Annotated in this window: 25 protein-coding genes; 3 read left to right on the top strand and 22 right to left on the bottom strand. The window is 71.7% G+C overall.

Features of this window, described 5'->3' with window-relative positions; genetic code table 11:
- Window positions 1-42: 42 nt before the first annotated feature.
- From AC5L35_RS15030 to AC5L35_RS15065, 8 genes are all read right to left on the bottom strand, one after another.
- Window positions 43-1,593 carry an amino acid permease gene (locus AC5L35_RS15030; protein WP_495060234.1) on the bottom strand — a complete coding sequence of 517 codons (1,551 nt, stop codon included), beginning with the start codon at window positions 1,591-1,593 and terminating at the stop codon, window positions 43-45.
- A gap of 123 nt (window positions 1,594-1,716) precedes the next feature.
- A complete protein-coding gene (locus tag AC5L35_RS15035; RefSeq protein ID WP_495060235.1) occupies window positions 1,717-1,851 on the bottom strand; it encodes a hypothetical protein in 135 nt (44 codons plus the stop codon).
- Window positions 1,852-2,281: 430 nt separating this feature from the next.
- Window positions 2,282-3,202, bottom strand: coding sequence for a cation diffusion facilitator family transporter (locus AC5L35_RS15040; RefSeq protein WP_495060236.1), 921 nt, complete (start codon window positions 3,200-3,202; stop codon window positions 2,282-2,284).
- A gap of 68 nt (window positions 3,203-3,270) precedes the next feature.
- Window positions 3,271-4,482, bottom strand: a complete 1,212-nt coding sequence (manA, locus tag AC5L35_RS15045; RefSeq protein WP_495060395.1) for a mannose-6-phosphate isomerase, class I — start codon at window positions 4,480-4,482, stop codon at window positions 3,271-3,273.
- A gap of 7 nt (window positions 4,483-4,489) precedes the next feature.
- Window positions 4,490-5,617 (bottom strand): SIS domain-containing protein, encoded by a 1,128-nt coding sequence (locus tag AC5L35_RS15050; RefSeq protein WP_495060237.1) that lies wholly within the window; start codon window positions 5,615-5,617, stop codon window positions 4,490-4,492.
- Window positions 5,614-5,835 (bottom strand): Trm112 family protein, encoded by a 222-nt coding sequence (locus AC5L35_RS15055; protein ID WP_495060238.1) that lies wholly within the window; start codon window positions 5,833-5,835, stop codon window positions 5,614-5,616. Before AC5L35_RS15055 ends, AC5L35_RS15050 begins: the two co-directional genes overlap by 4 nt.
- Before the next feature lie 123 nt (window positions 5,836-5,958).
- Window positions 5,959-7,317, bottom strand: a complete 1,359-nt coding sequence (locus tag AC5L35_RS15060; RefSeq protein WP_495060239.1) for a phosphomannomutase/phosphoglucomutase — start codon at window positions 7,315-7,317, stop codon at window positions 5,959-5,961.
- A gap of 51 nt (window positions 7,318-7,368) precedes the next feature.
- Window positions 7,369-7,716, bottom strand: a complete 348-nt coding sequence (locus AC5L35_RS15065) for a DUF3499 domain-containing protein (protein WP_495060396.1) — start codon at window positions 7,714-7,716, stop codon at window positions 7,369-7,371.
- 99 nt (window positions 7,717-7,815) lie between these two features.
- On the opposite strand from AC5L35_RS15065, the gene AC5L35_RS15070 reads away from it, so the two are divergent.
- On the top strand, window positions 7,816-8,295 hold the full coding sequence (locus AC5L35_RS15070; RefSeq protein WP_495060240.1) for a metallopeptidase family protein: 480 nt from the start codon (window positions 7,816-7,818) through the stop codon (window positions 8,293-8,295).
- Between the two features lie 211 nt (window positions 8,296-8,506).
- On the opposite strand, the gene AC5L35_RS15075 is transcribed toward AC5L35_RS15070, so the two are convergent.
- Window positions 8,507-8,839, bottom strand: coding sequence for a WhiB family transcriptional regulator (locus tag AC5L35_RS15075; RefSeq protein ID WP_495060241.1), 333 nt, complete (start codon window positions 8,837-8,839; stop codon window positions 8,507-8,509).
- A gap of 224 nt (window positions 8,840-9,063) precedes the next feature.
- Here AC5L35_RS15075 and AC5L35_RS15080 point away from each other — a divergent pair, with 224 nt between their 5' ends.
- Window positions 9,064-9,786: a site-2 protease family protein gene (locus AC5L35_RS15080; protein WP_495060242.1), complete on the top strand. Its 723-nt coding sequence runs from the start codon at window positions 9,064-9,066 to the stop codon at window positions 9,784-9,786.
- 44 nt (window positions 9,787-9,830) lie between these two features.
- On the opposite strand, the gene AC5L35_RS15085 is transcribed toward AC5L35_RS15080, so the two are convergent.
- The 13 genes from AC5L35_RS15085 to AC5L35_RS15145 all read right to left on the bottom strand — a co-directional run bounded on the left by AC5L35_RS15085 (window position 9,831) and on the right by AC5L35_RS15145 (window position 22,716).
- Window positions 9,831-10,397: an NUDIX hydrolase gene (locus tag AC5L35_RS15085; protein ID WP_495060243.1), complete on the bottom strand. Its 567-nt coding sequence runs from the start codon at window positions 10,395-10,397 to the stop codon at window positions 9,831-9,833.
- On the bottom strand, window positions 10,391-11,758 hold the full coding sequence (locus AC5L35_RS15090; protein WP_495060244.1) for a coenzyme F420-0:L-glutamate ligase: 1,368 nt from the start codon (window positions 11,756-11,758) through the stop codon (window positions 10,391-10,393). The genes AC5L35_RS15085 and AC5L35_RS15090 overlap by 7 nt, the downstream gene beginning before the upstream one ends.
- Window positions 11,742-12,767, bottom strand: a complete 1,026-nt coding sequence (gene cofD / locus AC5L35_RS15095; protein WP_495060245.1) for a 2-phospho-L-lactate transferase — start codon at window positions 12,765-12,767, stop codon at window positions 11,742-11,744. The genes AC5L35_RS15090 and cofD overlap by 17 nt, the downstream gene beginning before the upstream one ends.
- A 110-nt stretch (window positions 12,768-12,877) precedes the next feature.
- On the bottom strand, window positions 12,878-13,696 hold the full coding sequence (locus AC5L35_RS15100) for an NmrA family NAD(P)-binding protein (RefSeq protein WP_495060246.1): 819 nt from the start codon (window positions 13,694-13,696) through the stop codon (window positions 12,878-12,880).
- 53 nt (window positions 13,697-13,749) lie between these two features.
- Window positions 13,750-14,523: an SDR family NAD(P)-dependent oxidoreductase gene (locus AC5L35_RS15105; protein ID WP_495060247.1), complete on the bottom strand. Its 774-nt coding sequence runs from the start codon at window positions 14,521-14,523 to the stop codon at window positions 13,750-13,752.
- Window positions 14,520-15,623 carry a zinc-binding dehydrogenase gene (locus AC5L35_RS15110; RefSeq protein ID WP_495060248.1) on the bottom strand — a complete coding sequence of 368 codons (1,104 nt, stop codon included), beginning with the start codon at window positions 15,621-15,623 and terminating at the stop codon, window positions 14,520-14,522. The genes AC5L35_RS15105 and AC5L35_RS15110 overlap by 4 nt, the downstream gene beginning before the upstream one ends.
- Entirely contained in the window at window positions 15,620-15,997 is a 378-nt protein-coding gene (locus tag AC5L35_RS15115; protein WP_495060249.1) for a tautomerase family protein, read from the bottom strand. The genes AC5L35_RS15110 and AC5L35_RS15115 overlap by 4 nt, the downstream gene beginning before the upstream one ends.
- Complete coding sequence (locus tag AC5L35_RS15120) at window positions 15,997-17,094, bottom strand: Gfo/Idh/MocA family protein (RefSeq protein ID WP_495060250.1); 1,098 nt, start codon at window positions 17,092-17,094, stop codon at window positions 15,997-15,999. Before AC5L35_RS15120 ends, AC5L35_RS15115 begins: the two co-directional genes overlap by 1 nt.
- Window positions 17,091-18,035 (bottom strand): aldo/keto reductase, encoded by a 945-nt coding sequence (locus tag AC5L35_RS15125; RefSeq protein WP_495060251.1) that lies wholly within the window; start codon window positions 18,033-18,035, stop codon window positions 17,091-17,093. The genes AC5L35_RS15120 and AC5L35_RS15125 overlap by 4 nt, the downstream gene beginning before the upstream one ends.
- A gap of 48 nt (window positions 18,036-18,083) precedes the next feature.
- Window positions 18,084-18,977 carry a carbohydrate ABC transporter permease gene (locus AC5L35_RS15130; RefSeq protein WP_495060252.1) on the bottom strand — a complete coding sequence of 298 codons (894 nt, stop codon included), beginning with the start codon at window positions 18,975-18,977 and terminating at the stop codon, window positions 18,084-18,086.
- On the bottom strand, window positions 18,974-19,921 hold the full coding sequence (locus AC5L35_RS15135; protein WP_495060253.1) for a carbohydrate ABC transporter permease: 948 nt from the start codon (window positions 19,919-19,921) through the stop codon (window positions 18,974-18,976). Before AC5L35_RS15135 ends, AC5L35_RS15130 begins: the two co-directional genes overlap by 4 nt.
- A gap of 13 nt (window positions 19,922-19,934) precedes the next feature.
- Window positions 19,935-21,251, bottom strand: coding sequence for an ABC transporter substrate-binding protein (locus AC5L35_RS15140; protein WP_495060254.1), 1,317 nt, complete (start codon window positions 21,249-21,251; stop codon window positions 19,935-19,937).
- A gap of 79 nt (window positions 21,252-21,330) precedes the next feature.
- On the bottom strand, window positions 21,331-22,716 hold the full coding sequence (locus AC5L35_RS15145; protein WP_495060255.1) for a glycoside hydrolase family 5 protein: 1,386 nt from the start codon (window positions 22,714-22,716) through the stop codon (window positions 21,331-21,333).
- Window positions 22,717-22,951: 235 nt separating this feature from the next.
- On the opposite strand from AC5L35_RS15145, the gene AC5L35_RS15150 reads away from it, so the two are divergent.
- The gene (locus AC5L35_RS15150) at window positions 22,952-23,992 is read left to right on the top strand and encodes a LacI family DNA-binding transcriptional regulator (RefSeq protein ID WP_495060256.1); all 1,041 of its coding nucleotides are present in this window, start codon (window positions 22,952-22,954) and stop codon (window positions 23,990-23,992) included.
- Window position 23,993 lies beyond the last annotated feature (1 nt).

Consider the following 23,993-nt stretch of genomic DNA (forward strand, 5'->3'; position numbering starts at 1 on the left):
GAGCGCTCGTCACCGGAGCGTTTCCCCCGGAACACGCCGACGTTATGGCGTGTTGCGTGGTTCTTTCCGAACGCTCACACCCTCGGCGTCGGCTCCGCCGCGCTTGCCGAGCAGGGAGTGCTTGCGGCCGTACAAGGCGTAGACGACGAACCCGATCAGCATCCAGACGACGAACCGCAGCCACGTCTCGACCGTCAGGTTGAGCATCAGCCAGAGGCACGCGAGCACGGACAGCACCGGCACCAGCGGCACCAGCGGGGTGCGGAACCCGCGGTGCAGGTCCGGCCGGGTACGGCGCAGGATCACGACACCCACCGACACCAGCACGAACGCGAACAGCGTGCCGATGTTGACCATTTCCTCCAGCGCGCCGATGGGGAAGAACGTGGCACCGGCACCCACCAGGACCCCGACGATGAGCGTGGCCCTGGCCGGCGTGCCCCGCTCCCTGCTCGTGCGGGCGAGACCCTGGGGCAGCAGCCCGTCGCGCGACATCGCGAAGAGCACCCTGATCTGCCCCAGCATGAGCACCATGACCACGGTGGTGAGCCCGGCGAGCGCGCCGACGGCGATCACGGTGGCGGCCCAGGTGACGCCCAGCGACTCGAACGCCGTGGCCAGGGTGGCCCGTGTGCCGTCGGGCTGGGTCTTCAGTTCGGTGTAGCGGACCATTCCGGTGAGTACCAGCGCCACGGCCACGTACAGGACGGTGACGATGGCGAGGGAGCCGAAGATGCCCCGGGGCAGCGACTTCTGCGGGTTCTTGGTCTCCTCCGCGGTGGTGGCCACGACGTCGAACCCGATGAAGGCGAAGAACACCAGCGAGGCGGCCGCGAGGAGGCCGAACACGCCGTAGGTGCTGCTGGCGCCGCCTCCGAAGAACGAGAGCAGGGACTGCTGCAGGCCGCTGGCGGTGTCCCCGCCTTCGGCGGCCGGCGGGATGAAGGGGCTGTAGTTCTCGGCCTTGACGTAGCCGACGCCCACGACGATCACCAGCAGCACGATCACGACCTTGATCGTGGTGAAGACGAGGCTGACCCGGCTCGACAGCTTGGTGCCGAGGGCGAGCAGCACGGTGAGCACCGCGACGAGCAGCAGGGCTCCCCAGTCCAGCGTGACCGGTCCGATGCCGAACGTGGTCGGCACCTCGGCGCCGAACACCAGCCCCAGGACCGTGGCCAGGTACTCCGACCAGGCCTTGGCCACCACCGCCGAGCCGACAGCGAACTCCAGCACCAGGTCCCAGCCGATGATCCAGGCGATGAACTCGCCGAAGGTGGCGTAGGAGAAGGTGTAGGCGCTGCCGGCCACGGGGACGGTGGAGGCGAACTCCGCGTAGCACAGCGCGGCGAGCCCGCAGGCGACGGCGGCGAGCACGAACGCCAGCGACACCGACGGCCCCGCGACGTTGCCCGCGGTACTGGCCGCCAGCGTGAAGATGCCGGCGCCCACCACCACCGCCACGCCGAAGACGATCAGGTCCCAGGTGCCGAGGTCCTTGCGAAGCCTCGTGTCGGGCGCGTCCGTATCGGCGATGGACTGCTCCACCGACTTGGTGCGCCAGATCCCGCTCTGCCTGTCCTGAACGGCCATGCCGGGAAACTAACTCTCGGTGCCGATCCCGGCCACCGGAAGCAACGGGGTCTCGTGCGGGCGGGTCACGATCACCCGTGAGCCCATGAATCTGGCGAACCGATCCCGGTGCGACCGACAAGATCAGTCAGCCCGGCGTGACGCGCACGCATGCTCGTCAGTGGGGTAGAGCTTCTCGCGCTCGCTGATGAACACGATCTCGACGGCGCCGCTGTCATCGGGGCGGGTGGTATGGACCGAGTAGACAAGGTCGCTCACCCTGATGACCTTACGGGGTCCGTAAGAAAGAGCCACCGACACTACCCCGATGGCGGACCCGGATGAGTCGGAGTGCGCGGCCGAGCTGGCGCGCCTCATTGCACGGGACGTCGCGACGCTCACCGACGACGAGCTGGTTGAGCTGATCCGAACGTGGGGTGAGCTGCGGAGGTCGGCACCCGACCGGATCGGCCGTGCTGTCGCGGTCCTCTATCAACGAGACAAGTTGAGCTGGCCGGAGATCAGCCGGTTGACCGGGATCGCAGCCATGACCGCCCATGGGTGGGCGCAGCCGTACCTGACTTCGGACCACGAGACCGAGCGGAGCCCTCGGAAGGGTCGACGGCGGGAACCCGGGAGCTGAGCGGCGCCCCGGGCGGCCGGACCCCGCAAGCCCGGCCGACCACTCGCAGCGCCGGTGGCAGCTGGGTCAGCCCGCCACGCGGGTGCGGTCGAGATCGGGCTCGAGGTAGATCACCCTGGCGTCGGGCACCGCGGCCCGGACCCGTCCCTCGGCCTCGTTGATGCCGCGGGCGACGTCCTCGACGGACAGGCCGGGCGGGAGCGCGATCTTCGCGGCCACGAGGAGCTCCTCGGGCCCGAGGTACTGGGTCTTGATGTGGATGACCCGCTCGACGTCGCCCTCCTGCAGCGCGGCGATGATCGTCGCGAGCACGGGCGGCGTGGCGCCCTCGCCGACGAGCAGGCTCTTCATCTCGATGATCAGGATGATGGCGATGATGCCGAGGAGCACCCCGATGCAGATGGTGCCGAGTGCGTCGAACACGGAGTCGCCGGTGAGCACGGTGAGCCCGACGCCGAACAGCGCGAGCACCAGGCCGACGAGAGCGCCGAGGTCCTCCAGCAGCACGACGGGAAGCTCGGGCACCTTCGACTGGCGGATGAACTGCCACCACGTACCCGAGCCCTTGAGGGGGCGTGACTCGTGGATCGCCGTGCGGAAGGAGAACGACTCCAGGACGATCGCGACGACCAGGATCACCACGGCGACCAGTGGCGACGTCAGCGGCTCGTGCGACTCCAGCTTGTGGATGCCCTCGTAGAGCGCGAACACCGACCCGAGCGTGAAGAGCAGCAGGGCCACCACGAAGGAGTAGAAGTACCGGTCACGGCCGTACCCGAACGGATGCTCCGGGGTGGCCGCGCGCCGCGCGGTGCGGCCACCGAGCAGCAGCAGCCCCTGGTTGGACGTGTCGGCCACCGAGTGCACCGCCTCGGCCAGCATGGACGACGACCCCGTGATCGCGAAGCCGACGAACTTGGCGATCGCGATGCCGGCATTGGCCAGCAGGGCCGCCACGATCGCCCGGGTTCCACCACTCGCTGCCACTGCACTCTCCTCGACCTGCGGGCCTGATCTGCGGGCGAACCCTAGCGGCCCGGGCCCGCCATGTCCGATCAGCCCAGTCCGTCGCCTGCCAGGAACAGCTGGGTGTCGTCGGCCGTGGGGATCACCGAGACCCCGGTCTCGGCCGCTGCCATCCACAACGAGCCGCCCCGGGAGATCTCCAGTTCCGCTCCCGGCGCTCGGACGCAGACCGACCCCGACGTGCACAGCAGGATCCGGGGGCCGCCGTCGGGCACCGCGACCGGGCCCGTCGGCCCGCCTGCCCAGCGGCGCAGCAGGAACTCCTTGGCGGGGGTGTCGTAGCGGATCCACCCGCTGTCGGGGCTGCCCGTGAGCACCGGAGGGGGCCCCGCGGTGAAGTCGAGCACCCGGAGCAGCTCCGGCACGTCGACATGCTTGGGGGTGAGCCCGCCGCGCAGCACGTTGTCGGAGTTGGCCATCAGCTCGATCCCGGCCCCGGACAGGTAGGCGTGCAGGTTGCCTGCCGGCAGGTAGAGCGCCTCACCCGGCCGGAGCGTGACGCGGTTGAGCAGCACCGCCGCCAGCACACCCGCGTCACCCGGGTAGCGCTCCGACAGCTCGAGGACGGTGCGCGCCTCGACGTGGAACTCGCCGCCGCTGCCCGCCAGCCGGACACAGCCCTCCTGCAACGCGGGTACGAGCGTGTCCAGCATCGACTGCGGGAGCGTGATCCAGGTGGTGAAGAGGGCGCGCAGGCCGTCGTGGTCGGGCTGCGCGGCGAGCAGTTCGGCGTGCCCGGCCAGCTCCGGGACATCGAGCGCACGCAGCAGCCGGACCGTGACCGCGGGCTCGCGGAACCCCACGAGCGCATGGAATTCGGTGAGAGCGCAGATCAGCTCAGGCTTGTGGTTGGGGTCGCGATAGTTGCGGTCGGAGGCGTCGAGCGGGAGCCCGGCGGCCTCCTCGCGGGCGAAGCCGGTGCGCGCCTGGTCGATGCTGGGATGTGCCTGCAGGGAGAGCGGCTCGTCGGCGGCCAGCACCTTGAGCAGGAAGGGCAGGGTCGAGTCCCAGTGACCGCTGCGGTCCACCCCGAGCAGCCGCTCCGGGTCGGAGCGCAGGGCGTCGAGCAGCGATGTGTGCGAGCCGTCCGCATTCACCAGGCGCGACGGGTCGCCCGGGTGCGCACCGAACCACAGCTCGGCCTGGGGGTGCGGCGAGGGCACCTCGTGGCCGAGCAGATCGGCGATCACCGTGCGCGAGCCCCACGCGTAGGCCCGCACCGGGTTGTCCAGCAGCTCCACGGTCTCGTCAGCTCTCCTCACGCCTGGCACCCCGGTACCCCGGCTCGATCGTGCGGGTGGCCAGCCCCAGGTACACCGCGGCCACGTCGAAACGCGACGCGAGCAGCCCTGCCCGCAGTACGCCCGCGTGCGCGACACCCCGGGCCACCTCGTCCACCGGGTGCACCACGTCGGCGGACGGCCATTGCCTGCCGGCGAGCCGGAGCGTGACCTGGGTGGGGTCATCCTCCCCGGTGGCGAGCAGCACGAGACGCACCGGGGGTGCCTCGGTGGCGCCATCGGCGTCGTCGAACGGGTCGTGGAACACGTCGGCCCCGGTCGCCACCCGGTCCAGCACCCGGACCAGCCCGGCGGCGGTGGCGGCGCGCCCGACGCTGTCGGCGTGGGCGACCACACCGGCGTGAGTGGCCAGTGCCGCGGCGGCGTGCGCGGCGACCGCGGTGCCGAGCGGATCGGTGCCCCACAGCAGCGGCGTGTGCTCGGCAAGGCGCAGCGCGAGGGACTTGGCCGGGTTCATGAACGGCTCGTGGCCGGGCTGGTTGCGCTCCGCCTCGGCATCGAGGTGGTCGGCCAGCGGATCGAGCGCGGGGTGCAGCGGAGTGGAGAACAGCTCCATCGCTCCCGCCACGACGAGTCCGACGGCCAACGCCCGTGGCAGGTCGAGACCAGGCGGAACCGGGATCCGCTGTTCGACCAGCCGCACCCGGCCCGCTCCGGCCGAGGCGACCGGACCGTCCGCGGGAGCCGACAGCACGACCTCGGCACCCCGGCGCACCGCGAACGCCACCCCGTCGGCGAGGTCAGCGTCGTCGGCGTCTGCGGTGTGGGCGATCACCACGTCGAGCGGCCCGACCCAGCCCGGCATGGTGTCGGCGACCACGACCGGCACGGGGCACGTCGGCCCGAGCGCCGCGGTGAGCAGGCCGGCCGCCGCACCGGAGGTACCCGGCCTGCGCAGGAGCACCAGCGCCCGGGGCCGCGTGCCGGAGAGATCAGAGATGCGGGCGTCGACGGCCCCCTGGGCCGCTGAACGCACCTGGGCGCCCGCCATCGCGGCACCGCGGAGCACGCCACTCGTGTCGAGTGCGGTCAGCGCCCGCGGATCAGCAAGCAGGATGTCGTCGAGCACGGTCACCCGCCGACCGCGCCGGAGGTCGGGGGGTCGGCGGGCTGGATCGCCTCGTCGAGCAGCAGCACCGGGACACCGTCCACCACGGGGAAGGCGCGACCGCACTCCGTGCAGGTGAGCACGTCGGCCGACGGGTCGGTGGCGGTTCCGGCCCGCAGCGGGGCGTGGTCGTCGGAAGGGCAGGCCAGGATGTCCATCAGCTGGGGGTCGAGCTCTACGGCCACGGTCTACCTCTTTCTGTGCGTGACGGCTCCGCGGGGCGGATCCGTACCCCGCGATGCTGCCAGGGCGAAGCGCTCGGCGCCGGGTCCATCCGGACACGGTTTGCATGCCCGAGGAGCCGTTCGCTAAGCGCGAATGACCGCGAGAACCTCGTCACGCAGCCCGGCGACCGCGGCTGCGTCGGCGGCCTCGACGTTGAGCCGGAGCAACGGCTCCGTGTTGGACGCGCGCAGGTTGAACCATGCCCCGTCGGGCAGCCGCACGGTGAGCCCGTCGAGCTCGTCGAACTCGACGCCGTCGCGGCCCCCGTAGCGCTGCTTGATCGCGGCGATCCGGTCGGCCTGGTCGGCAACGGTCGAGTTGACCTCACCGGATGCGGCGTAACGCTCGTAGCCGGACATCAGCTGGGAGATCGGCCCGTCCTGCTCGGCCAGCGCGGCCAGCACGTGCAGCGCGGCGAGCATCCCGGAGTCGGCGTTCCAGAACTCGCGGAAGTAGTAGTGCGCCGAGTGCTCGCCGCCGAACACGGCGCCGGTCTCGGCCATCGTCTGCTTGATGAACGAGTGCCCCACCCGGGTGCGGACCGGCTTGCCACCGTGCTCGGTGACGATCTCCGGCACCGCCTGGGAGGTGATCAGGTTGTGGATGACGGCGGAGCCGGGTGCCTTCGCCAGCTCGCGGACGGCCACCAGCGCGGTGATGGCGCTCGGGCTGATGGGGCCGCCCAGCTCGTCGACGACGAAGCAGCGGTCGGCGTCGCCGTCGAAGGCGAGGCCGATGTCGGCGCTCTCCTCCACCACGCGCTTCTGCAGGTCGACGAGGTTGGCGGGGTCGAGCGGGTTGGCCTCGTGGTTGGGGAAGGTGCCGTCGAGCTCGAAGTACATCGGCACGACGTCCAGCGGCAGATCCCCCAGCACGGACGGAACCGTGTGTCCGCCCATGCCGTTGCCCGCGTCCACCACGACGCGCAGCCGTCGGCCGCCGGACAGGTCGACGAGCCCGCGGAGGTACTCGGCGTAGCCGACGAGCAGGTCGTCGCGCGCGGTGACGGTGCCGCCGCCGGGGCCGGCCGGCACTCCCGCCTCGACCGCGTGGCGGATCTCCGTCAGGCCGGTGTCCTGTCCGATGGGGACGGCGCCCGCGCGGCACAGCTTGATCCCGTTGTACTTCGCCGGGTTGTGGCTCGCCGTGAACATCGCACCGGGCAGGCCGAGCGTGCCCGAGGCGAAGTAGAGCATGTCGGTGCTGGCCAGACCGATGGCGACGACGTCGAGGCCCTGCCCCGTGACGCCCTCGGCGAACGCGGCCGCGAGTTCGGGTGAGCTGCTGCGCATGTCGTGGCCCACGACGACGGCGCTCGCGCCGTCGGAACGCACGATTGCCGCCATGGCGGCGCCGATGTCTCGGACGGTCGGGGCGTCGAGCTGCTCACCGACGACGCCGCGGATGTCGTAGGCCTTCACGATCGCCGACAGGTCTGCCACGGGTAAAGACCCTAGCGGGCGTCCGAACCCGCAGACGGTCGGCCGCGCCGCTCAGTCCTCGGCCGGACCCGGAAGCACCCGAAGGTGCCCTCGACGGCCGGTGCCGGTGGTGGGCACGGCCTCGACCGGCCGGTCGACCCGGCCCGCCTCCCGCACGGCCTCGGCCAGTGCGGTGAGGTCGTCGTTGCTGTGGGGTGGCGGGGCGAACTCGCCTTCGAACCGCACCACCTCCCAGCCGCGCGGCGCCGTGAGGCGGTGCGCATGCTTGGTGCACAGGTCATAGGAATGCGGTTCGGCCTGCGTGGCCAACGGGCCTACGACCGCCGTGGAATCGGCGTAGACGTAGGTGAGAGTGGCCACCGCGAGCTCGGTGCACCCGGTCCGCGAACACCGCCGCACACTCAGCACGTCACTGACGATAGCGCTTGGACCGTCCGTCATCCCACCGCGACGCGCGGGCATCGAGCAGCGGGCCCCTGGAGCCGTAGGATCGCGCGGGTGACCACCGCGCGCCGCACCCTGCGCCGCTCGCCCCGCCGCCGGGACCGACGAGGCCGGGGCCTGCGCGGGCTGATGTATCCGGCCACCACGCCTGCCTCCCGCACCCGCGCGGAGAAGTTCGACGCGATGGTGCTGGAGGCGCTCGAGCCGATCGAGCTGCGCTGGGGCACCGAGCTCGCCGAGCTCGACCTCGCCGTCGACGAGGTGCCGGAGGTCGACGAGACCTCGCCGGACGAGGTGGTGTGGGGCCAGGGCGTGCTGGCCGACATCGGGGTGCCGCTCGCCCAGCTGGTGCCGGCGGGCGTCGACCCGGAAGGACTGCCGTCGCGGGCACGGATCGTGCTCTACCGCCGTCCCCTCGAGGCGCGGGCCCGGGGTGGCGCCGACCTGGCCGACCTGCTGCACGAGGTGCTCGTGGAACAGGTGGCGGAGTACCTCAACATCGAGCCCGACGCCGTCGACGGCGGGGAGAGCTAGCACCGGTTCGCGCTGCTACGGCCCCCTCGCCGACGAGGCCGGTGCGGCCGGGCGCCCGGCGCCCGGATGTCGACGGGCGGACACTGCCCCGGCCCGGCAGTGACGGCCCGGGCTCGCCCACGCAGCTGTTTCCCCGGCGCTGCTGATCCGGGGGCTGCGGGCGAGGTCGGGCGAGACCGGGGTGGGCTAGGACGGCGTCACGTGAGCGGGGCTAGGAGACGGCGCGGCGCAGTCTGCGCCGTTCGCGCTCCGACAGGCCGCCCCAGATCCCGAACCGCTCGTCGTGGGCGAGGGCGTAGTCCAGGCACTCGGCCCGCACCTCGCAGCCCGAGCAGATCCGTTTTGCCTCTCTCGTGGAGCCGCCCTTCTCGGGGAAGAACGCCTCGGGATCGGTCTGCGCGCAGAGCGCGCGCTCCTGCCAGTCCTGCTCCTCGGCATCATCCTCACCGAACGAAACGATCCCCTCTCCGAACGGATCGAGAGCCGGAAACGGCACACCCGCCGTCGTCTCGACCAGCTCCATCGTGGCTGTGATCACGTTCACTCGCCCACCTCCCCGCACCCCGGCGAATGGCTGCCCGCGGGGATCCATCGGTACCCCACCCCTGAATAACAGCTATGTAAGTACAGCGCTGTCAGTCCGGCCTTGGCAAGCCGAAGCTGCCGTCCGGGTGATGCACTCCACCCGGTCGGTCGCGCGATCAGCACAATGGTCAGGTGCGCCACGTATCGAAGAGGGTCAGTCCGTGGTTCCTGATACTTCTGGCCGTGGCGATCGGCGGTGGCGTACTCACCGTGCTCGGCACCCCGGAGATGGTGTTCTCCGGCACATCCGTGCTGCTCACAGCCGGTGTCGTGCTCCTGGTTCTCGGGGGCTGGGCGGTGTCGCTGTGCCTCCACGAGTTCGGTCACGCGGCCGTCGCGTACCGGGGCGGCGACCTCTCGGTGCGAGACAAGGGGTATCTCACCCTCGACATCCGTCGCTACACCGATGTCGGACTGTCGTTCGTCCTCCCAATCGTGTTCCTCCTACTGGGTGGCATTCCGCTGCCCGGTGGCGCTGTGTGGATCAACCATGCGGCGATCAGGTCACGCGGCATGCGGAGCTTGGTCTCACTTGCCGGTCCCGGGATCAATTTCGTGATCGGAGCGTTACTTACGGCAGCCGTGGCGCTCGTGCCGATGCCGTACGGGCTCGCCGTCGGGCTGTCGTGCCTCGCGCTCATCCAGGTGCTCGCATTCGTCCTGAACATCCTGCCGGTGCCCGGTCTCGACGGGTTCGGGGTACTCGAGCCGTACCTCTCCCTGTCCGCGCGCCGGCTGGCGGCGCAAGTCCGCCCGTGGGCCCCGATCGTCCTGTTTCTGTTGATCATCGGTGTGCCCGGCGTGGCCCAGCTGTTCTTCCAGGCGGGCGGGGCGGTCTACTCCGCGGTCGGCGGCGACTTCGGCCTCGCAGCCGAGGGATACGACCAGCTGCTCTTCTGGCGCTGACCAGGCACGCCCGTCCTCATGGCAGCAAAGCCACGTTCATGCCGTCAGATTGCGTGAACGTGGCTTTGCTGCGATCCGGGGCCCCGCGCGGCGCGGACCATCGTCGCCACCGTGTCGGAGTCCTCGGGCAGCGCGTCGAGCGGCCACCAGCGCAGGTCCAGGGACTCGTCGCTGATCAGGGGCACCGCGCCCGCCGGCGCGCGCACCAGGAACCGGACGTCGAGGTGGCGCGTCGGCACGCCGCTGGAACAGGTGATCGGGTGCACGTCGATGTGCAACGGCTGCGGGGAGATCGTCAGACCGTCGATGCCGGACTCCTCGGTCGCCTCCCGCAGCGCGGCGTCCCGGAGCGAGACGTCGCCGTCCTCGCAGTGACCGCCGAGCTGCAGCCACCGGCCGACGCGGGGGTGCAGGGTGAGCAGCGTCCGCTCCCCCTCCGCGTCGAGGACCAGCGCCGAGGCCGTCAGATGCCCGGGCTCGCACGACCGCGAGCACGCATCGTCGGGTCGGGCGGCGAGGAAGGCGAGCAGGGCCTGCTGCAGGGCCCGCTGCTCCTCGCCCTCCGGCTGCCAGGCCGCCAGCTCAGCTGCCGCGACGGCAGGGGCTACCACTCGACGAGCCCGGTGCCCGGGTCGCGCGGCGGCCGTGGGACCAACGGCTCCGCCGGCATCCCGACGGCGACGGCGCCGAGCGGCTGCCAGTCGGCCGGCAGGTCGAGCGCTGCGCGCACCACATCGGGGGCGAAGATCGTGGACCCGACCCAGCAGGACGCCAGTCCCTCGGCGGCCAGTGCCACCAGCAACGACTGCACGGCCGCGCCTCCCGCCACCGTGAACATCGTGCGTTCACCGAGACGGCGGGCCTCGTCGGGATAGGTGTGCATGCCGTCGCCGGTGCGGAAGGCCAGCACGAGTTCGGGAGCGCGGCGCAGCAGGTCACCGCGCCGCATCCGGCGCTCGACCTCCTCGGCCGGGCGTTCGTCGGCCTCCAGGTGCTCGCGCCACCGGGCCGCCATCCCGTCCAGCACCGCGGCCCGGCGCTCGGCGGTGCGCACCCAGGCGAAGCGGATCGGCGTGCTGTGGTGCGGCGCCGGCGCGGTGAGCGCCACGCCGACGGCCCGGCGCAGCGCGGCGCCGTCGACCGGGTCGGCGGAGAAGTCACGGGTGCTGCGGCGCAGCAGCACCGCCTCCCGCCTGCCCTTCGCGATGGCTTCGTCGGTGCCCAGCCAGAACATGTCCTCGTCGAGCGGGCGCACGAGCTCACGGGCGGTGGAGCCGTCGTCGACGGGGCGCATCCCGCGCACCACGGCCACCGGCAGCCCGCCCAGCTTGCCCTTCACGAGGTCGGCGGCGGACGCCAGCTCGTCGGCGATCGCGACCTCGGTGACCACCAGCTCATTGCCCTCGGCGTCCTCGGCGCCCGCGTAGCGGTGCAGTACCTCGAGGCCGGCCGAGCCGATGGCGACGTCGGTCTGCCCGACCCGCCACGACCGGCCCATCGTGTCGGTGACCACCACGGCGACCTCGACACCGAGCAACCGTCCCAGCTCCGCGCGCAGCCGCGTGGCGCTGGCGTCGGGGTCGGCGGGCAGCAGCGCCAGCTCGTCGCGGCGCACGTTGGAGCCGTCGATCCCCGCTGCGGCCTGCACGATGCCGAGCTTGCCCGCGACGATCAGCGTGCGCCCGCGCCGCGCGAGCACGCGCTCCGTCTCGGCGTCCACCAGCTCACGGCGCAGTGCGTCGCGCGCCTCGGGGTCGGTGGGCGCGGGCACGAGGCGGCCCTCGACCTTGGAGAAGATCTTCGACGTCACCACGACGACGTCCCCGTCGACGATCCACGGTGCGGCGGCGGCGAGCGCGGCAGCCAGGTCGTCGCCCGGCCGGAACTCCGGCAACCCACGAACCGGGAGGACGGTGATGGCGTCGGGAGCGGCGTGGTCGGTGACCGGCTGCTGGTCAGGCAACTGCGGCACCGGCCAGCTCCAGGGCTCGGCGCGCCATCTCGGCCGTGGCGTCGACGTCGGTCATCAGCAGCGGCACCGACCGCACCTCGACACCGGGCACCTCCGCCGTGTCGCCGGTGTGCACGAGCCAGCCGTCGAGCAGGCCGCCATCGGCGCGGGCCCCGAGGTGGCGGCCGACGGCCTCCGCCGTGGTCTCCACCCCGATCGCGGTGAGGCACGCGTCGGCCATACCCCGCAACGGCCTGCCGCCGACGATCGGCGACAGCCCGACGACCTTGGCCCGCGTGTCACGCAGGGCGTCGCGCATCCCCGGGATCTCCAGCAGCGTCCCGATGCTCACCACCGGGTTGGACGGCGCGACGAGCACCGCGTCGGCCCCCGCGATCGCGTCCCGGGCCGCGGGCAGCACGGTCGCCTGCTCGGCGCCGACCGAGGCGAAGCTGTGAGCGAAGGGCTCGGCCTTGTGCCGCACCCACCACTCCTGGAAGTGGATCGCCTTGCGTGCCTTCGGGCCCGTCTCCGGGTCGTCGACCACGACGTGGGTCTCCACGCGGTCGTCGGTGGCGGGCAGCAGCGTGACGCCGGGCTGCCAGCGGTGGGACAGCGCCGCCACGACGTCGGAGAGCGGGTAGCCCGCGCGCAGCATCCGGGTGCGGACGAGGTGGGTGGCGATGTCGCGGTCACCGAGACCGAACCACGTGGGGTCGGCCTCGTAGGCGGCGAGCTCGTCGCGCACCGCCCACGTCTCCCCCGCCCGGCCCCAACCGCGCTCCGGGTCGATGCCCCCGCCGAGCGTGTACAGGCAGGTGTCCAGGTCGGGGCAGATGCGCAGGCCGTGCATCCAGACGTCGTCGCCGACGTTCACGACTGCCGTGATCTCGTGCTCCGACGCGCCCGCTCCGGCAGCATCGATGCGCGGCTCGCTGTCGCTCCCCACCGAAGGCAGCCCGAGGGCCGCCTTCACCCCGAGCAGGAACCTGGCCCCACCGACGCCGCCGACCAGCACCGTGACTCTCACCCGCGCGAGCCTACGCGCGGGAGATCGGCCGCTGAGCAGCGGCGGCGGGTACCGGGACACCCCGGCCAGGGCGCGAGGCCAGGGCGTTCCGCCGCCCAGGCCCGCCCGGTTCACCGGAAGGCGGTGGCCTGCTCGGCCGCCCACCGGTCGAAGCGGAGCGGCGGGCGGCCGGTGAGCCGTTCGACGGTGTCGGCCACGGTGGACGCCGCCGCGGGCGGGTTCGACTGCCACGCGGCGAGCAGGTCGATCAGCTCATCGGCATAGCCGTCGGCCCGCCACCTCGCCCTGGCCTGCTCCTCGGTGAGCTCCACGAACTCGACGGGCCTGCCGATCGCCTCCGCGATGGCCGCCACCCGCCGGCGCGGGGTCAACGCCTGCGGACCCGTGATCGAGTACGTCCGCCCGGCATGGCCCTCACCGACGAGCACCGCGGCCGCCACCGCCCCGACGTCCGCCTCGTGCACCACGGCCACCGGCACGTCCGCGAACGGCTCCCGCACCACGCCGTCGGTCGTGATCGAGGCGGCCCAGGCGAGGGAGTTGCTCATGAAGTCGACGGGCTGCAGGCGCGTCCACTCCAGCCCGCTCGCCTCGATGGCCTGCTCCACGGGCCCGTCCTGGCCGTTCCACAGCAGGGCGACCCGCCGGACGCCCGCCTTCTCCGCGAGGTCGGCGAGCTCCGGCCCGGTCTTCAGGGTGGCGTAGTCGTCGCCGCCTGCCGTCAGCAGATGAACCGCTGTCACGCCGTCGAACGCCGGGCCGAGGGTGTCCGGATCGGTCAGGTCACCCGCCACCACCTGCACCCCGGCGGGGAGCACCGCGCGCTCCGGGCGGCGGGTCAGCGCGCGGACGTCCTGGCCCGCACGAAGCAGGTGCTCCACCACCTGGCGCCCGGCCTTGCCGGTGGCGCCGGTCACGAGAATCGTCATGCGGGCGACGCTAGGAGCTGAAGTCGACTGCAGGTCAACCCCGTCGCGCAGGCTCAGCCGGACATCCACCCGCCGTCGACGATCCAGCGCTGCCCGGTGCAGGAGCGGCTGTCGTCGGCGCCGAGCCAGAGAACCATCCGGGCGATGTCGTCGGGCTCGAGACGGTGCGGGAGGCACTGTGCCCTGGCCCGGTCGGCGTCCGCCTCCGGGGTGAGCCAGTACTTGAGCTGACGCTCGGTCATGACCCAGCCGGGCAGGACGCAGTTGACGCGGACGCCGTCGGGGCCGTAGTCGCGGGCCAGCGAGCGGGTCATGCCTTCGATCGCGGCCTTGGCGGTCATGTAGGCGGTGAGGTCGAGCAGGTCGATGTGGGCGCTGATCGACCCGAGATTGATGATCGAGCCCCGTCCGGCGGCGCGCATGGCGGGGGCGACGGCCTGGGCGGCGAAGAACTGGTGGTCGAGGTTCACCCGCATCCGGGCGTCCCAGTAGGCGGGGTCGATCTCGGCGCTGGGGTGGCGGGTGTCGTCGGCGGCGTTGTTGACGAGCACCTGCACGTCGCCGAGCTCACGGGCGATCTCGGCGATCGTCGCGCGGTAGGCGTCGAGGTCACGGACGTCGCAGCCGCGGAAGAGCGGCCGGGGGTGCCCGCCCGCGACGACGGTCTCCACGAGCGCGGCACCGGCCTCCTCGGCGATGTCGACGAACCCGACCCGGGCACCCTGGGCCGCGAACTGGCTGACGAACTCCGCCCCGAGCCCGCTGGCCCCGCCGCTGATCAGCACCACGGCGTCGCGCAGGCTCGGGTAGGTGGCGTAGGCGGTCACGGAGCCACCACCGCGCGACCCATGGCGCCGTCGCGCAGGGCCCGGTAGGCGTCGTCGACGCCGTCGAGGGGGTACTGCGCGCCCAGCAACGCATCCAGCGGGAGCCTCCCCGCCTGGTACAGCGACAGGATCCGGGGCAGGTCCACCGGCGGGTTGGCCGAGCCGTAGAGGCTGCCGACCAGGTGTTTCTGCTGCTGCACCAGCTCGTTGATCGGGATCGACGCGGTGGCGTCCACCGCGGCCAGCCCGATCGCGATCGCGGTGCCGCCGGGGCGCAGCGCGGTGAAGGCCTGGCGCAGGGTGTGCGGGCTGCCGACGGCGTCGAGCGCCACCTCGGGGCCTCCCCCGGTCAGGTCCTGCACCGCCGCCACCACGCCGGCCGCGTCGAGGCTGGCGGCGTCGACGGTGTGGGTGGCGCCCAGCTGCCGCGCCAGCTCCAGCTTCTCCGCCGCCACGTCGACCACGACAACGGGCCCGGCCCCGACGAGGACCGCACCCATCACCGCCGACAGCCCGACCCCGCCCGCGCCGATCACCAGCAGCGGACGGCCCGCCAGCTGCCCGCCGACGTTCACCACCGCACCCAGCCCGGTGATCACCGCGCAGCCGGTGACCGCGGCGACCGCGACCGGCACGTCCTCGGGCAGCGGCACCACCGCGCGCTGCGACACCACCGCCCGCTCCGCGAAGCACGAGACGCCCAGGAAGTGGTGCACCTGCTCCTCGCCGCGGCGCAGCCGCGAGGTGCCGTCCATCAACCCGCCCGAGCGGGCCTGCACCCGGCCGTAGATGCACATCACCGGCCGGCCGGTCATGCAGAACTCGCAGAACCCGCACCGCGGGCGCCAGGTGAACGAGACCCGGTCCCCGACCTTCAGCGTGTCGACCCCGGAGCCGACCTCCTCGACGACCCCGCAGCCTTCGTGCCCCAGCACGATCGGCAACGGGCACGGGATGTCGCCCGCCATGTAGTGCAGCTCGGTGTGGCACACCCCGGCCGCCTCCACCCGCACCAGCACCTCGCCGTCGTGCGGGGCGTCGAGCTCGACCTCCTCGACCTGGACCGGCGTGCCGGGTTCGCGCAGGACGGCGGCCCTCATGCGGCCGTCCCGCTGCCCGCCCGGCCGGCGTACCAGTCCTCGGGACCGTTCTCGGTGACCGCGACGAAGACGTCGTCGGGCCGGACACCCACCGCCTCCAGCTCCTCGGCGATCGCCGCGAAGGTGGCCTTCTTCGTCTCGGTGCTGTAGCCGCGGACCATCAGGATCTGCACGAAGACCACGGCGCTGCGATCGACGCCGAGGTAGTGCTGGTCGTAGGCGAAGGACTCGACGGGCAGGCTCCGCACGATCTGGAACCGGTCGTCGACGGGCATCCCGAGACCGCGCACCAGGCCGGCGTTGACGCCGTCGGCGATCGCGCGGCGCTGCTCGTCCGGGGTGGTGTCGGGCAGGTCGATCCTCACCAGCGGCATCAGGCCCACGGCTCCTTCGTCACACGGACATCCTGCCCCGTACGGGCGGACTCGCCGATCGCCAGCGCGATGGCGTGGTCCTGGCAGCCCTGGGCGAGCGGGTAGGGCTCGGGGCCCTCCCCGCGGGCCCACGCTCCGGTGGCCTCCAGGAACGCCGCGACGGCGATGTCGTCCTCGGACAGCCGGGTGCCGGCGTAGGGGTTGCGGTACACCACCTTGCCGTCGACGCTCACGAAGTCGAGGTCGTTGCCCTCGAGGTTCATGTCGACGCCGGTGCGGCGGTAGACGAAGTGCGACTCCACGGGGCTCGTGGCGTCGACCATCCGCACGAGGCGGTCGTCGACGAGCTCACCGGTGGAGCCGCGGACCACGATCCGGCGGGCGCGCAGCGGGTTCCACCACTGGTTGTCGGTGAAGTCGTAGAGACCGGAGCGGCCGCCGAAGTCGATGGTGGCGAGCGTTGTCTTGCGCGGCTCAGGGGCAGCGTCCTCGTTCCAGCCGCCGAACGAGAGCGGGTCGACCAGCGGCGCGGTGAACTCGCGCCCGGTCACCACGGCCTCGTCCATGTCCACGCCGAGCAGGCCGCGGATGAGGGAGACCGCGTGGTACATGTGCGTGGACGAGAGCTGCACCGAGGTGGGCTCGCCGATCAGGCCGTCACGCACCACCGCGAGCCGGGCGGCGTGGCCCGGCATCAGCAGGTACTGCTCGGCCACCTGCACGAGGCCGCTCCCGCCCACGCCGGACCACAGGGAGCGCAGGCCGTCGAGGTCGGGCGCCGGTGGGGTCTCGGCCAGCACGGGCACGCCGAGGGCCACCACCTCCCGCGTGGTGACGGGCATCTGGCCCCACGGCACGGACGCGATCACGAAGTCGGGACGGTCCGCGGCGAGCAGTTCCTCCACCGTGCGGAAGGTCGGCACGCCCCACTCGTCGGTGACCTCCTGGCCCCGCTCGGCGGTCCGCGTGACGACGCCGGCGGCGCGCAGCCGGTCGGGCGCGGCCTGGGCGAGCCGCAGGAAGAACAGCGAGCGCCAGCCGCTGCCGACCACGCCGAACGTGGTGGGGGTGCGGGGCGTGGGGTCGGGTGCGGTCATCGCAGCCAGTTCTCCTCGGCGGGGGTGAGGTCGGCGAGCACGGTCCAGAGCTCGTCGGGGATCGGGTGGGTGGCGAGCGAGATCGTCTGCTCCAGCCGTTCCGGCCGGGACATCCCGACAACGGTGGACGTGATGCGGGGTTCCCGCAGGGAGTACTGCAGTGCGGCCGCCGCGAGTGGCACGTCGTGCTCGGCGCAGGCCCGTTCCATGGCGGTTGCGGCCGCGAGCACCGGCTCGCGCGCCGGCCCGTAGGCGTACTTCGGCTGCGCCGCCGGGCCCTTCACCAGCAGGCCGCCCCCGAAGGGAGCGCCGTTCAGGACGGCCACTCCGGCCGCCGCGCACTCGGCGAGCAGCGGTTCGGCCGAGCGGTCCAGCAGCGTCCAGCGGTTGTGGGTGAGCACCACCTCGAACGCGCCGGTGGCCACGAACCTGCGCAGCAGGTCGATCGGGCCGCCCGCCACGCCGATGTGGTCGACCAGTCCCTCGGCGACCAGCTGCTGCATCACCTCCACCGGACCGCCGGGCGCGGTGGCCTCGGCGAAGGAGATCCGCTCGGGATCGTGCAGGTGCAGCAGCCGGATGCGGTCCACCCCGAGGTTGGCCAGGCTCTCCTCGAACGACGCCCGCACGCGCGGCCCGTCGAACGGACCGCCGTTCACGGGGTCGACCTTGGTGGCGAGCAGTACCCCGTCGGGCACGCCGCCCAGCTCCCGCACCACCGCGCCGATGCGGCGCTCGCTGGTGCCCGCGCCGTAGCCGTTGGAGGTGTCGACGAAGGTGAACGGGCCGGCGAAGGCGCTCCGGACCGTGGCGAGCGCCCGTTCCTCCGGCACCGCGTAGCCGTAGACGGAGGTCATGTCGCCGAGCTCACCGGTGCCCACACAGAGCGGGGTGACACTCAGCCCGGTACGGCCCAGCGGCCTCGGGGTCAGCACGTCCACGAAGTCTGCTCCTGTCCGATCTTGCTGTCACTGCTCATGATTTCCCTCTCAGGTCTTCACCGCGCCGGCGGTGAGGCCGGCGACGAACCAGCGCTGGAAGACCACGTACGCGATCACCATCGGCAGCGCGCTCAGCGTCATCGCGGCGGTGAGGGCGGGCCAGTTGGTGGAGTACTGGCCGATCAGGGCGTTGGCCGCCGGCTGGATGGGCTGGTCCCCCGGCTCCGAGATCAGCGCGCTGGCGAACAGCAGCTCGTTCCACACCCCGATCATCTGGAAGATCGCCACGGTGGCGATGCCGGGCATGGCCAGCGGCAGCATCACCCGCCAGAAGATCTGCACCTCGCTGGCGCCGTCCAGCCGGGCCGCCTCGGCGAGCTCGTTGGGGAGCGCCTCGAAGAACGTGCGCATCAGGAACAGCGAGAACGAGACGCCGCCCGCGGTGTAGACGAGGATCAGGCCCAGCTGGCTGCCCAGCAGCCCGAAGGTCTGCAGCTCCAGGTAGACCGGAATGAGCGTCGCCACGCCCGGCAGGAACAGCGCACTGGTGATCACGAAGAACAGCAGGTTGCGCGCGGTGAAGCCGATGCGGGCGAAGGCGTAGCCGGCCAGCGTGGCGGCCACGATCGTGAACACGAGCGTCGCGCCGGTGATGAGCACGCTGTTGAGGAAGTTGCGCCAGATCTCCAGCTCGTTCCAGGCGAAGACGTACGCCGAGAACTGGATCTCCTCCGGGATGAGCGGCCCGGAGAACGCGGTGTTCTGGGGCCGCAGCGAGGTGAGCACCATCCACACGAGCGGCCCGATCGCCCCTGCGGAGATCACCACCATCGCCGCGTGCCACAGCACCCGCCGCAGCACCGCCCCCGGGTCGCGGCGCCTGCCGCCCGCCGCCGGGGGCGGGGCCACCGGCCGGACGCCGGCGTCCACCGTCGTGGTCATGCGTCTCCCTTCCGGAACCGGTAGAGCAGCAGGGTGGCCACCCCGGCGACGATGAAGACGACCACGCTGATCGCCGAGCCGTAGCCGAAGGAGGAGACACCGCCGGTGGAGGACCCGAAGGTCAGCAGATAGGTGTAGGTGCTCAGCGACTCCGAGGCGTGCAGCGGGCCGCCGTTCGCCATCACGAAGTTGAGGTCGAACACCTTCAGCCCGTTGAGGACGTTGAGCATGACGACCACCTCGATCACCGGCCGCAGGATCGGGATCGTGATGCTCCACGCCTCGCGCAGCGGCCCCGCGCCGTCCATCCGGGCGCTCTCCGCGATCGACGGGTCGATGTTGCCGAGTGCCGCGTAGAAGATCAGCATGAACAGCCCGGTGGCCTGCCACAGCGACACGACGATGATCGTCGGCAGCACGGTGGCGGTGTCGCCGAGCCAGGGGTGGGTGAGCGCGCCGAGCCCCACGTCCGTGAGCAGGCGGTTGACCACGCCGAAGACCGGCGTCAGGCCGAGGCGCCACAGCAGGCCAGTGACCGTCAGCGAGATCGCGGCCGGGAGGAACAGCAGCGTGCGGTAGACCACCGCGCTGCGCCGGGGGCCCGCGTTGACCAGGAGCGCCAGGCCGAGCGCGAGCCCGGTCTGGAGCACGGTGGTGACCACCGTGTACACGACCGTCACCACCGCGGCCTGGACGAACGTGGGGTCGGTCAGCATGACGCCGTAGTTGTGCAGGCCGGCGAAGTAGGTGCCGCCGAAACCGTCGGAGCGGGTCAGCGACAGGTAGAAGGTGCGGGCGACCGGGTAGGCGATGAACACGACGAAGAACGCCAGCGCCGGGACGACGAAGCTCAGGCCGGTGGGGGTGGACCACCCGGTCAGCGGACGTCGGCGCCCCGGCCGCGGCGGGGCCGCGGCTCGGGTGCTCGGGGCGAGGGAAGCCATGGGCGGGGCCGCGTCAGATCTTCCGGGCCTGCACGACGGCGGCCTCGATGGCGGTGGCGGCCGCCGCGGGGGTGGCCGAGCCGTTGATCACAGAGACCACGCCGTTGGACACGGCGTCCAGCGAGCCCTGTCCGAAGAGGATGTGCGGGGCACCCTCACCGTCGAGCAGCCACTGGGTCATGGTCTTGATGTCATCGCCGGTCACGCCGGCTGCGGCCTGCTTCGTGCAGGGCATCGAGAAGGTGTCGTTCATCATCTTCAGGTAGCGCTGCGGGTCGTAGAGGTACTTGAGGAAGTCGATCGCGGCGTCCTTGTTGTCGGACTTCTCGCTGATCGCCCACGTGTAGCCCGCCTGGTTGGCACACCAGTGCTTCCCGCCCGCGGTGTAGGCGGGCGTCTTCGCGATGCCGTACTCCTTCAGGAAGCCGGCGGGAGCCTCCTTCTGCAGCACCGGCGGGAAGAACGACCCCGAGAAGAGCATCGCCGCCTTGCCTGTCATGAACGTGCTGTTGGAGGTGTCGCTGTCGACCGCGAGCACTCCCTTGTCGAACACCCCGGCGTCGGTGAGCCGCTTCACGACCGTCAACGCCTCGACCACCTCGGGGCGGTCCCAGGTCATGCCCGGCTTCTCGTGGGAGTCGAGGTCGAGCACGATCTGCGGGTCGCCGGAGATCTGCGTGATGATCGGCAGCATGAAGTCCGACAGCTGGTTGCTGGGCGTGCCCTGCGCGGACATCGGTACGTAGCCCGCGGCGTTGATCGCCGGCGCCATCGCGATCAGGTCGTCCCAGGTCTCCGGCGGTTCGAGACCCAGCTTGCCCATGATCGTCTTGTTGTAGAACAGGCCGAACGTCTGGGCCGCCCAGCCCACCGCGTACTGGCCGTCGCCGTAGACGTTCTCGTCGTTGGTGGACGGGAAGAACCCGTCGAGGAACGGCTGCCCCAGCGCCTGGCGCAGGTCCACGATCCGCCCCGCCTTGCCCAGGGCGAGCGTGGAGACCAGCGGCATGAAGATGTCGGCCTCGTCGTTGGCCGCGAGCGCCGCCTGCAGGGCGGGCGCGTAGCTGCCGAAGTCCCAGTAGCGGGGTTCGATCTTCACCCCGGGGTTGATCGCGGTGTACTCGGCGATGGTGGCCGCGAACGCGTCCTCGAACTCCGAGGCCCAGGTCCACAGGCCGAGGGTGGTGGTGCCGCTGCCGCCACCCGCACCGCAGGCGCTCAGCGCGGCGGCGGCACCGGCGGACAGCCCGGCGACCGCACCCATCCGCAACAGGCTGCGGCGACTGAACCGACCCGCGTCGAGGGTGCGGGCCAGGGAAGAACCGTTCACGTCTACCTCCGGGGAACAAGCGCCGACGAGACCTCGACGCCGGTGTCAGGTCACGGGCTGGGTGGGCCCGCGCAGTGCCTCAGCCCTTCGCCAGCTGCTCGCGCAACGTCTCGCGGACGGTGCAGTTCTCGAAGGCGAAGGAGTCGGCGAGAGCGCAGAGCTCGCTCTCGTCGAGCCCGCGCAGCAGGTCGGCGTACTCGTCGACCAGCGGCTGCGCGAAGGTGATGTTGAGCAGCAGCGTCCGGACCCAGTCGAAACGCCCCCACGGGTAGGGGTCGAAGCCGGGGAACTCCCGCTCCACCAGGTCCTGGACGGGCTGGGTGACCTCGCGGATGCCCTCGCCCCTGCTCCCCCACTGGTCGGCGCCCAGCCGGTCCTTCTTCGCGACGAAGTCGGCGAAGTGGCGCCGGTAGGGGGAGTCCGGGGCGGCGCTGACCAGCCCCTGGCGGCCGATGTCCTTGTACATCCAGATCGACCAGCCGGCGTCGTACTCCCGGTAGATGTCGAGCTGGTCGGCCAGGATCTGCCTGCGCTGCTCGTCGACGACCGGGTCGCCGGTGTAGATGGGTCCGAACTCGCCGACGTAGACCGGTGTGCCCGTCGACCGCGCGTACTCCGAGCGTTGCAGGAACTTGCGCTCGACGGCGTCCCGGTCGATCCACGTCCCGTCCGTGTGCCCCGGGTAGGGACCCCCACGGCCGAGACCGGCCGCCACGTAGTCGTGGCAGGTGTAGACGGTGTTCTCCCAGGGTTCGGTGAACATGTCGAACTCGGTGGAGTACGTGTTGCCGTCGACGAAGAGCGTGTGGTGGGGGTCGACGGCCCGGATCGCGGCGGCCAGGCGCTCGTAGAACGGGCCCACCACGGCGCGGGACTCGTCCGCGGGCTCGTTCATCAGGTTGTAGCCCGCCACCCGGACGTCATCCTTGTAGCGGTCGGCGATCGCCTCCCACAGGTGCACGACACGGTCCTGGAAGTGCCGGTGCTCCCAGAGCAGCGCGCGGTGCGTGGAGTTGTCGGAGTGCCAGTGCTGGTTCTGGGATCCCGGCAGCGCGTGCAGGTCGATGACCGACGTGATGCCGTGGGCCCCGCAGGCCGCGATCGCCCGGTCGAGGTGGCGGAAGCCGTCCTCGTTCACCTCGAAGGGGCGCATGTCGTCCTCGAGGTGGCGGTAGTTGAGGGCGATCCGCACCGAGTTGAGACCGACCTCGGCCAGGAAGGCGGCGTCGGCCTCACCGAAGAAGCTGGTGAGGAGCCGCTCGAAGAACAGCTCGTAGTGGTCGTCGCCGATCGCCTTGCGGACGGCCGCGCGCATCATCGACTCGTTCGCCGCGTAGCCGGTGATGAAGTTCTCCATGTTGAGCCAGCCGCCGAGGCACACCCCCCGCATGCGGAACGGCTTGCCGTGAACGTCGAGCAGCTGGGCTCCGTGGGTGCGGATGTGCTGCGGGGCTGCGGCGGGCACTCAACCAGCTCCTCATCGAGTGGATGTTTCGAAAGTTTGCGATACTTCCGATGCTCGTCGGGACGCTAGAGCGCGGATGTGATCTCCGTCAAGCCTTGATCTCGGTCTCTGCCAGGAGGACAGCGCTGGACAGCGTGTCTTACTTATCGAAACCTTTCGCATACTGCGAGTATCGGTGCAAGCTGTGCCGTCGACACCGCGCCCGGCCACAATGAGGACGATGGGGGGAAATCGGATGACTCAGCCCGAGGGCCGCCGCAAGCGGTCCACGCTCGCCAGCGTGGCGTCCGCGGCCGGCGTCTCGCTCGCCACGGTGTCCAAGGTGGTCAACGGCCGCGACGACGTGGCACCCGACACCCGCGCCGAGGTCGAACGGCTCCTCGAGGAGCACGAGTACGTCCGGTCCGCCAAACGCCGCGTGCCCTCCCGCTCGCGCACCATCGCACTGGTCTTCGACGACTTCATGAGCCCGTACGCCACCGAGCTCATCCGCGGGGTCACCGACGCGGGCGTCGAGTCCGAGGTCGACGTCGTGGTCGGCCGCTTCTCGATCGACAGGGCCGGGCCGAGCAGCGGTGCCGGGTGGGCCCAGCGGCTCGTCCGCGACGGCCGCGACGGCGTGCTCATCGTGACGTCGGACCTGACCCTCCAGCAGCTCGCCGCGTTCGAGCGCGCCCGGCTGCCCCTGGTCGTCATCGACCCCGTCCACCTGCCACGCGCCGACGTCACGAGCATCGGGGCCACGAACTGGTCCGGGAGCCTGAGCGCCACCGAGCACCTCATCGGCCTCGGTCACCGGCGTATCGCCTTCGTCCGCGGCCCCGACGGCGCGATGGTCGGGCAGACCAGGCTGCACGGCTACCGGGCGGCGATGACGAACGCGGGGCTGACCCCGGAGCCGGACCTGGTCGTGGCGGGTGACTTCGGCTTCGAGGCGGGCCTCGCCGCCGGCAGGCGGCTGCTGGGCATGCCGGAGCCGCCCACGGCGGTCGTCGCCGTCACGGACGTCGCGGCGTTCGGGGTGCTCCAGGCCGCGCACGCCGCGGGCCTGCGGGTGCCCACCGACCTCAGCGTGGTCGGCTTCGACGACACGTACATGGCCGCGTGGTCGTGCCCGCCGCTCACCACGGTGCATGCCCCGCTGCAGGAGATGGGTCGCGTCGCGCTCCGCACGCTGCTCCGCATCGTCGACGGGGGCACGGTCGACTCCCACCACGTCGACCTCGCCACGGAACTCGTCGTACGCGAGTCGACCGGACCACCCCGGCCGGGCTGAG

Source organism: Pseudonocardia sp. OZ21 (assembly GCF_059359135.1).

What these genes read in the sequence shown, in the direction of transcription:
- AC5L35_RS15030 (WP_495060234.1), bottom strand. Translation starts at nt 1,593, where the DNA reads ATGGCCGTTCAGGACAGGCAGAGCGGGATCTGGCGCACCAAGTCGGTG.
- AC5L35_RS15100 (WP_495060246.1), bottom strand. Translation starts at nt 13,696, where the DNA reads ATGACGATTCTCGTGACCGGCGCCACCGGCAAGGCCGGGCGCCAGGTG.
- AC5L35_RS15110 (WP_495060248.1), bottom strand. Translation starts at nt 15,623, where the DNA reads ATGAGGGCCGCCGTCCTGCGCGAACCCGGCACGCCGGTCCAGGTCGAG.
- AC5L35_RS15115 (WP_495060249.1), bottom strand. Translation starts at nt 15,997, where the DNA reads ATGCCGCTGGTGAGGATCGACCTGCCCGACACCACCCCGGACGAGCAG.
- AC5L35_RS15120 (WP_495060250.1), bottom strand. Translation starts at nt 17,094, where the DNA reads ATGACCGCACCCGACCCCACGCCCCGCACCCCCACCACGTTCGGCGTG.
- AC5L35_RS15130 (WP_495060252.1), bottom strand. Translation starts at nt 18,977, where the DNA reads ATGACCACGACGGTGGACGCCGGCGTCCGGCCGGTGGCCCCGCCCCCG.
- AC5L35_RS15135 (WP_495060253.1), bottom strand. Translation starts at nt 19,921, where the DNA reads ATGGCTTCCCTCGCCCCGAGCACCCGAGCCGCGGCCCCGCCGCGGCCG.
- AC5L35_RS15150 (WP_495060256.1), top strand. Translation starts at nt 22,952, where the DNA reads ATGACTCAGCCCGAGGGCCGCCGCAAGCGGTCCACGCTCGCCAGCGTG.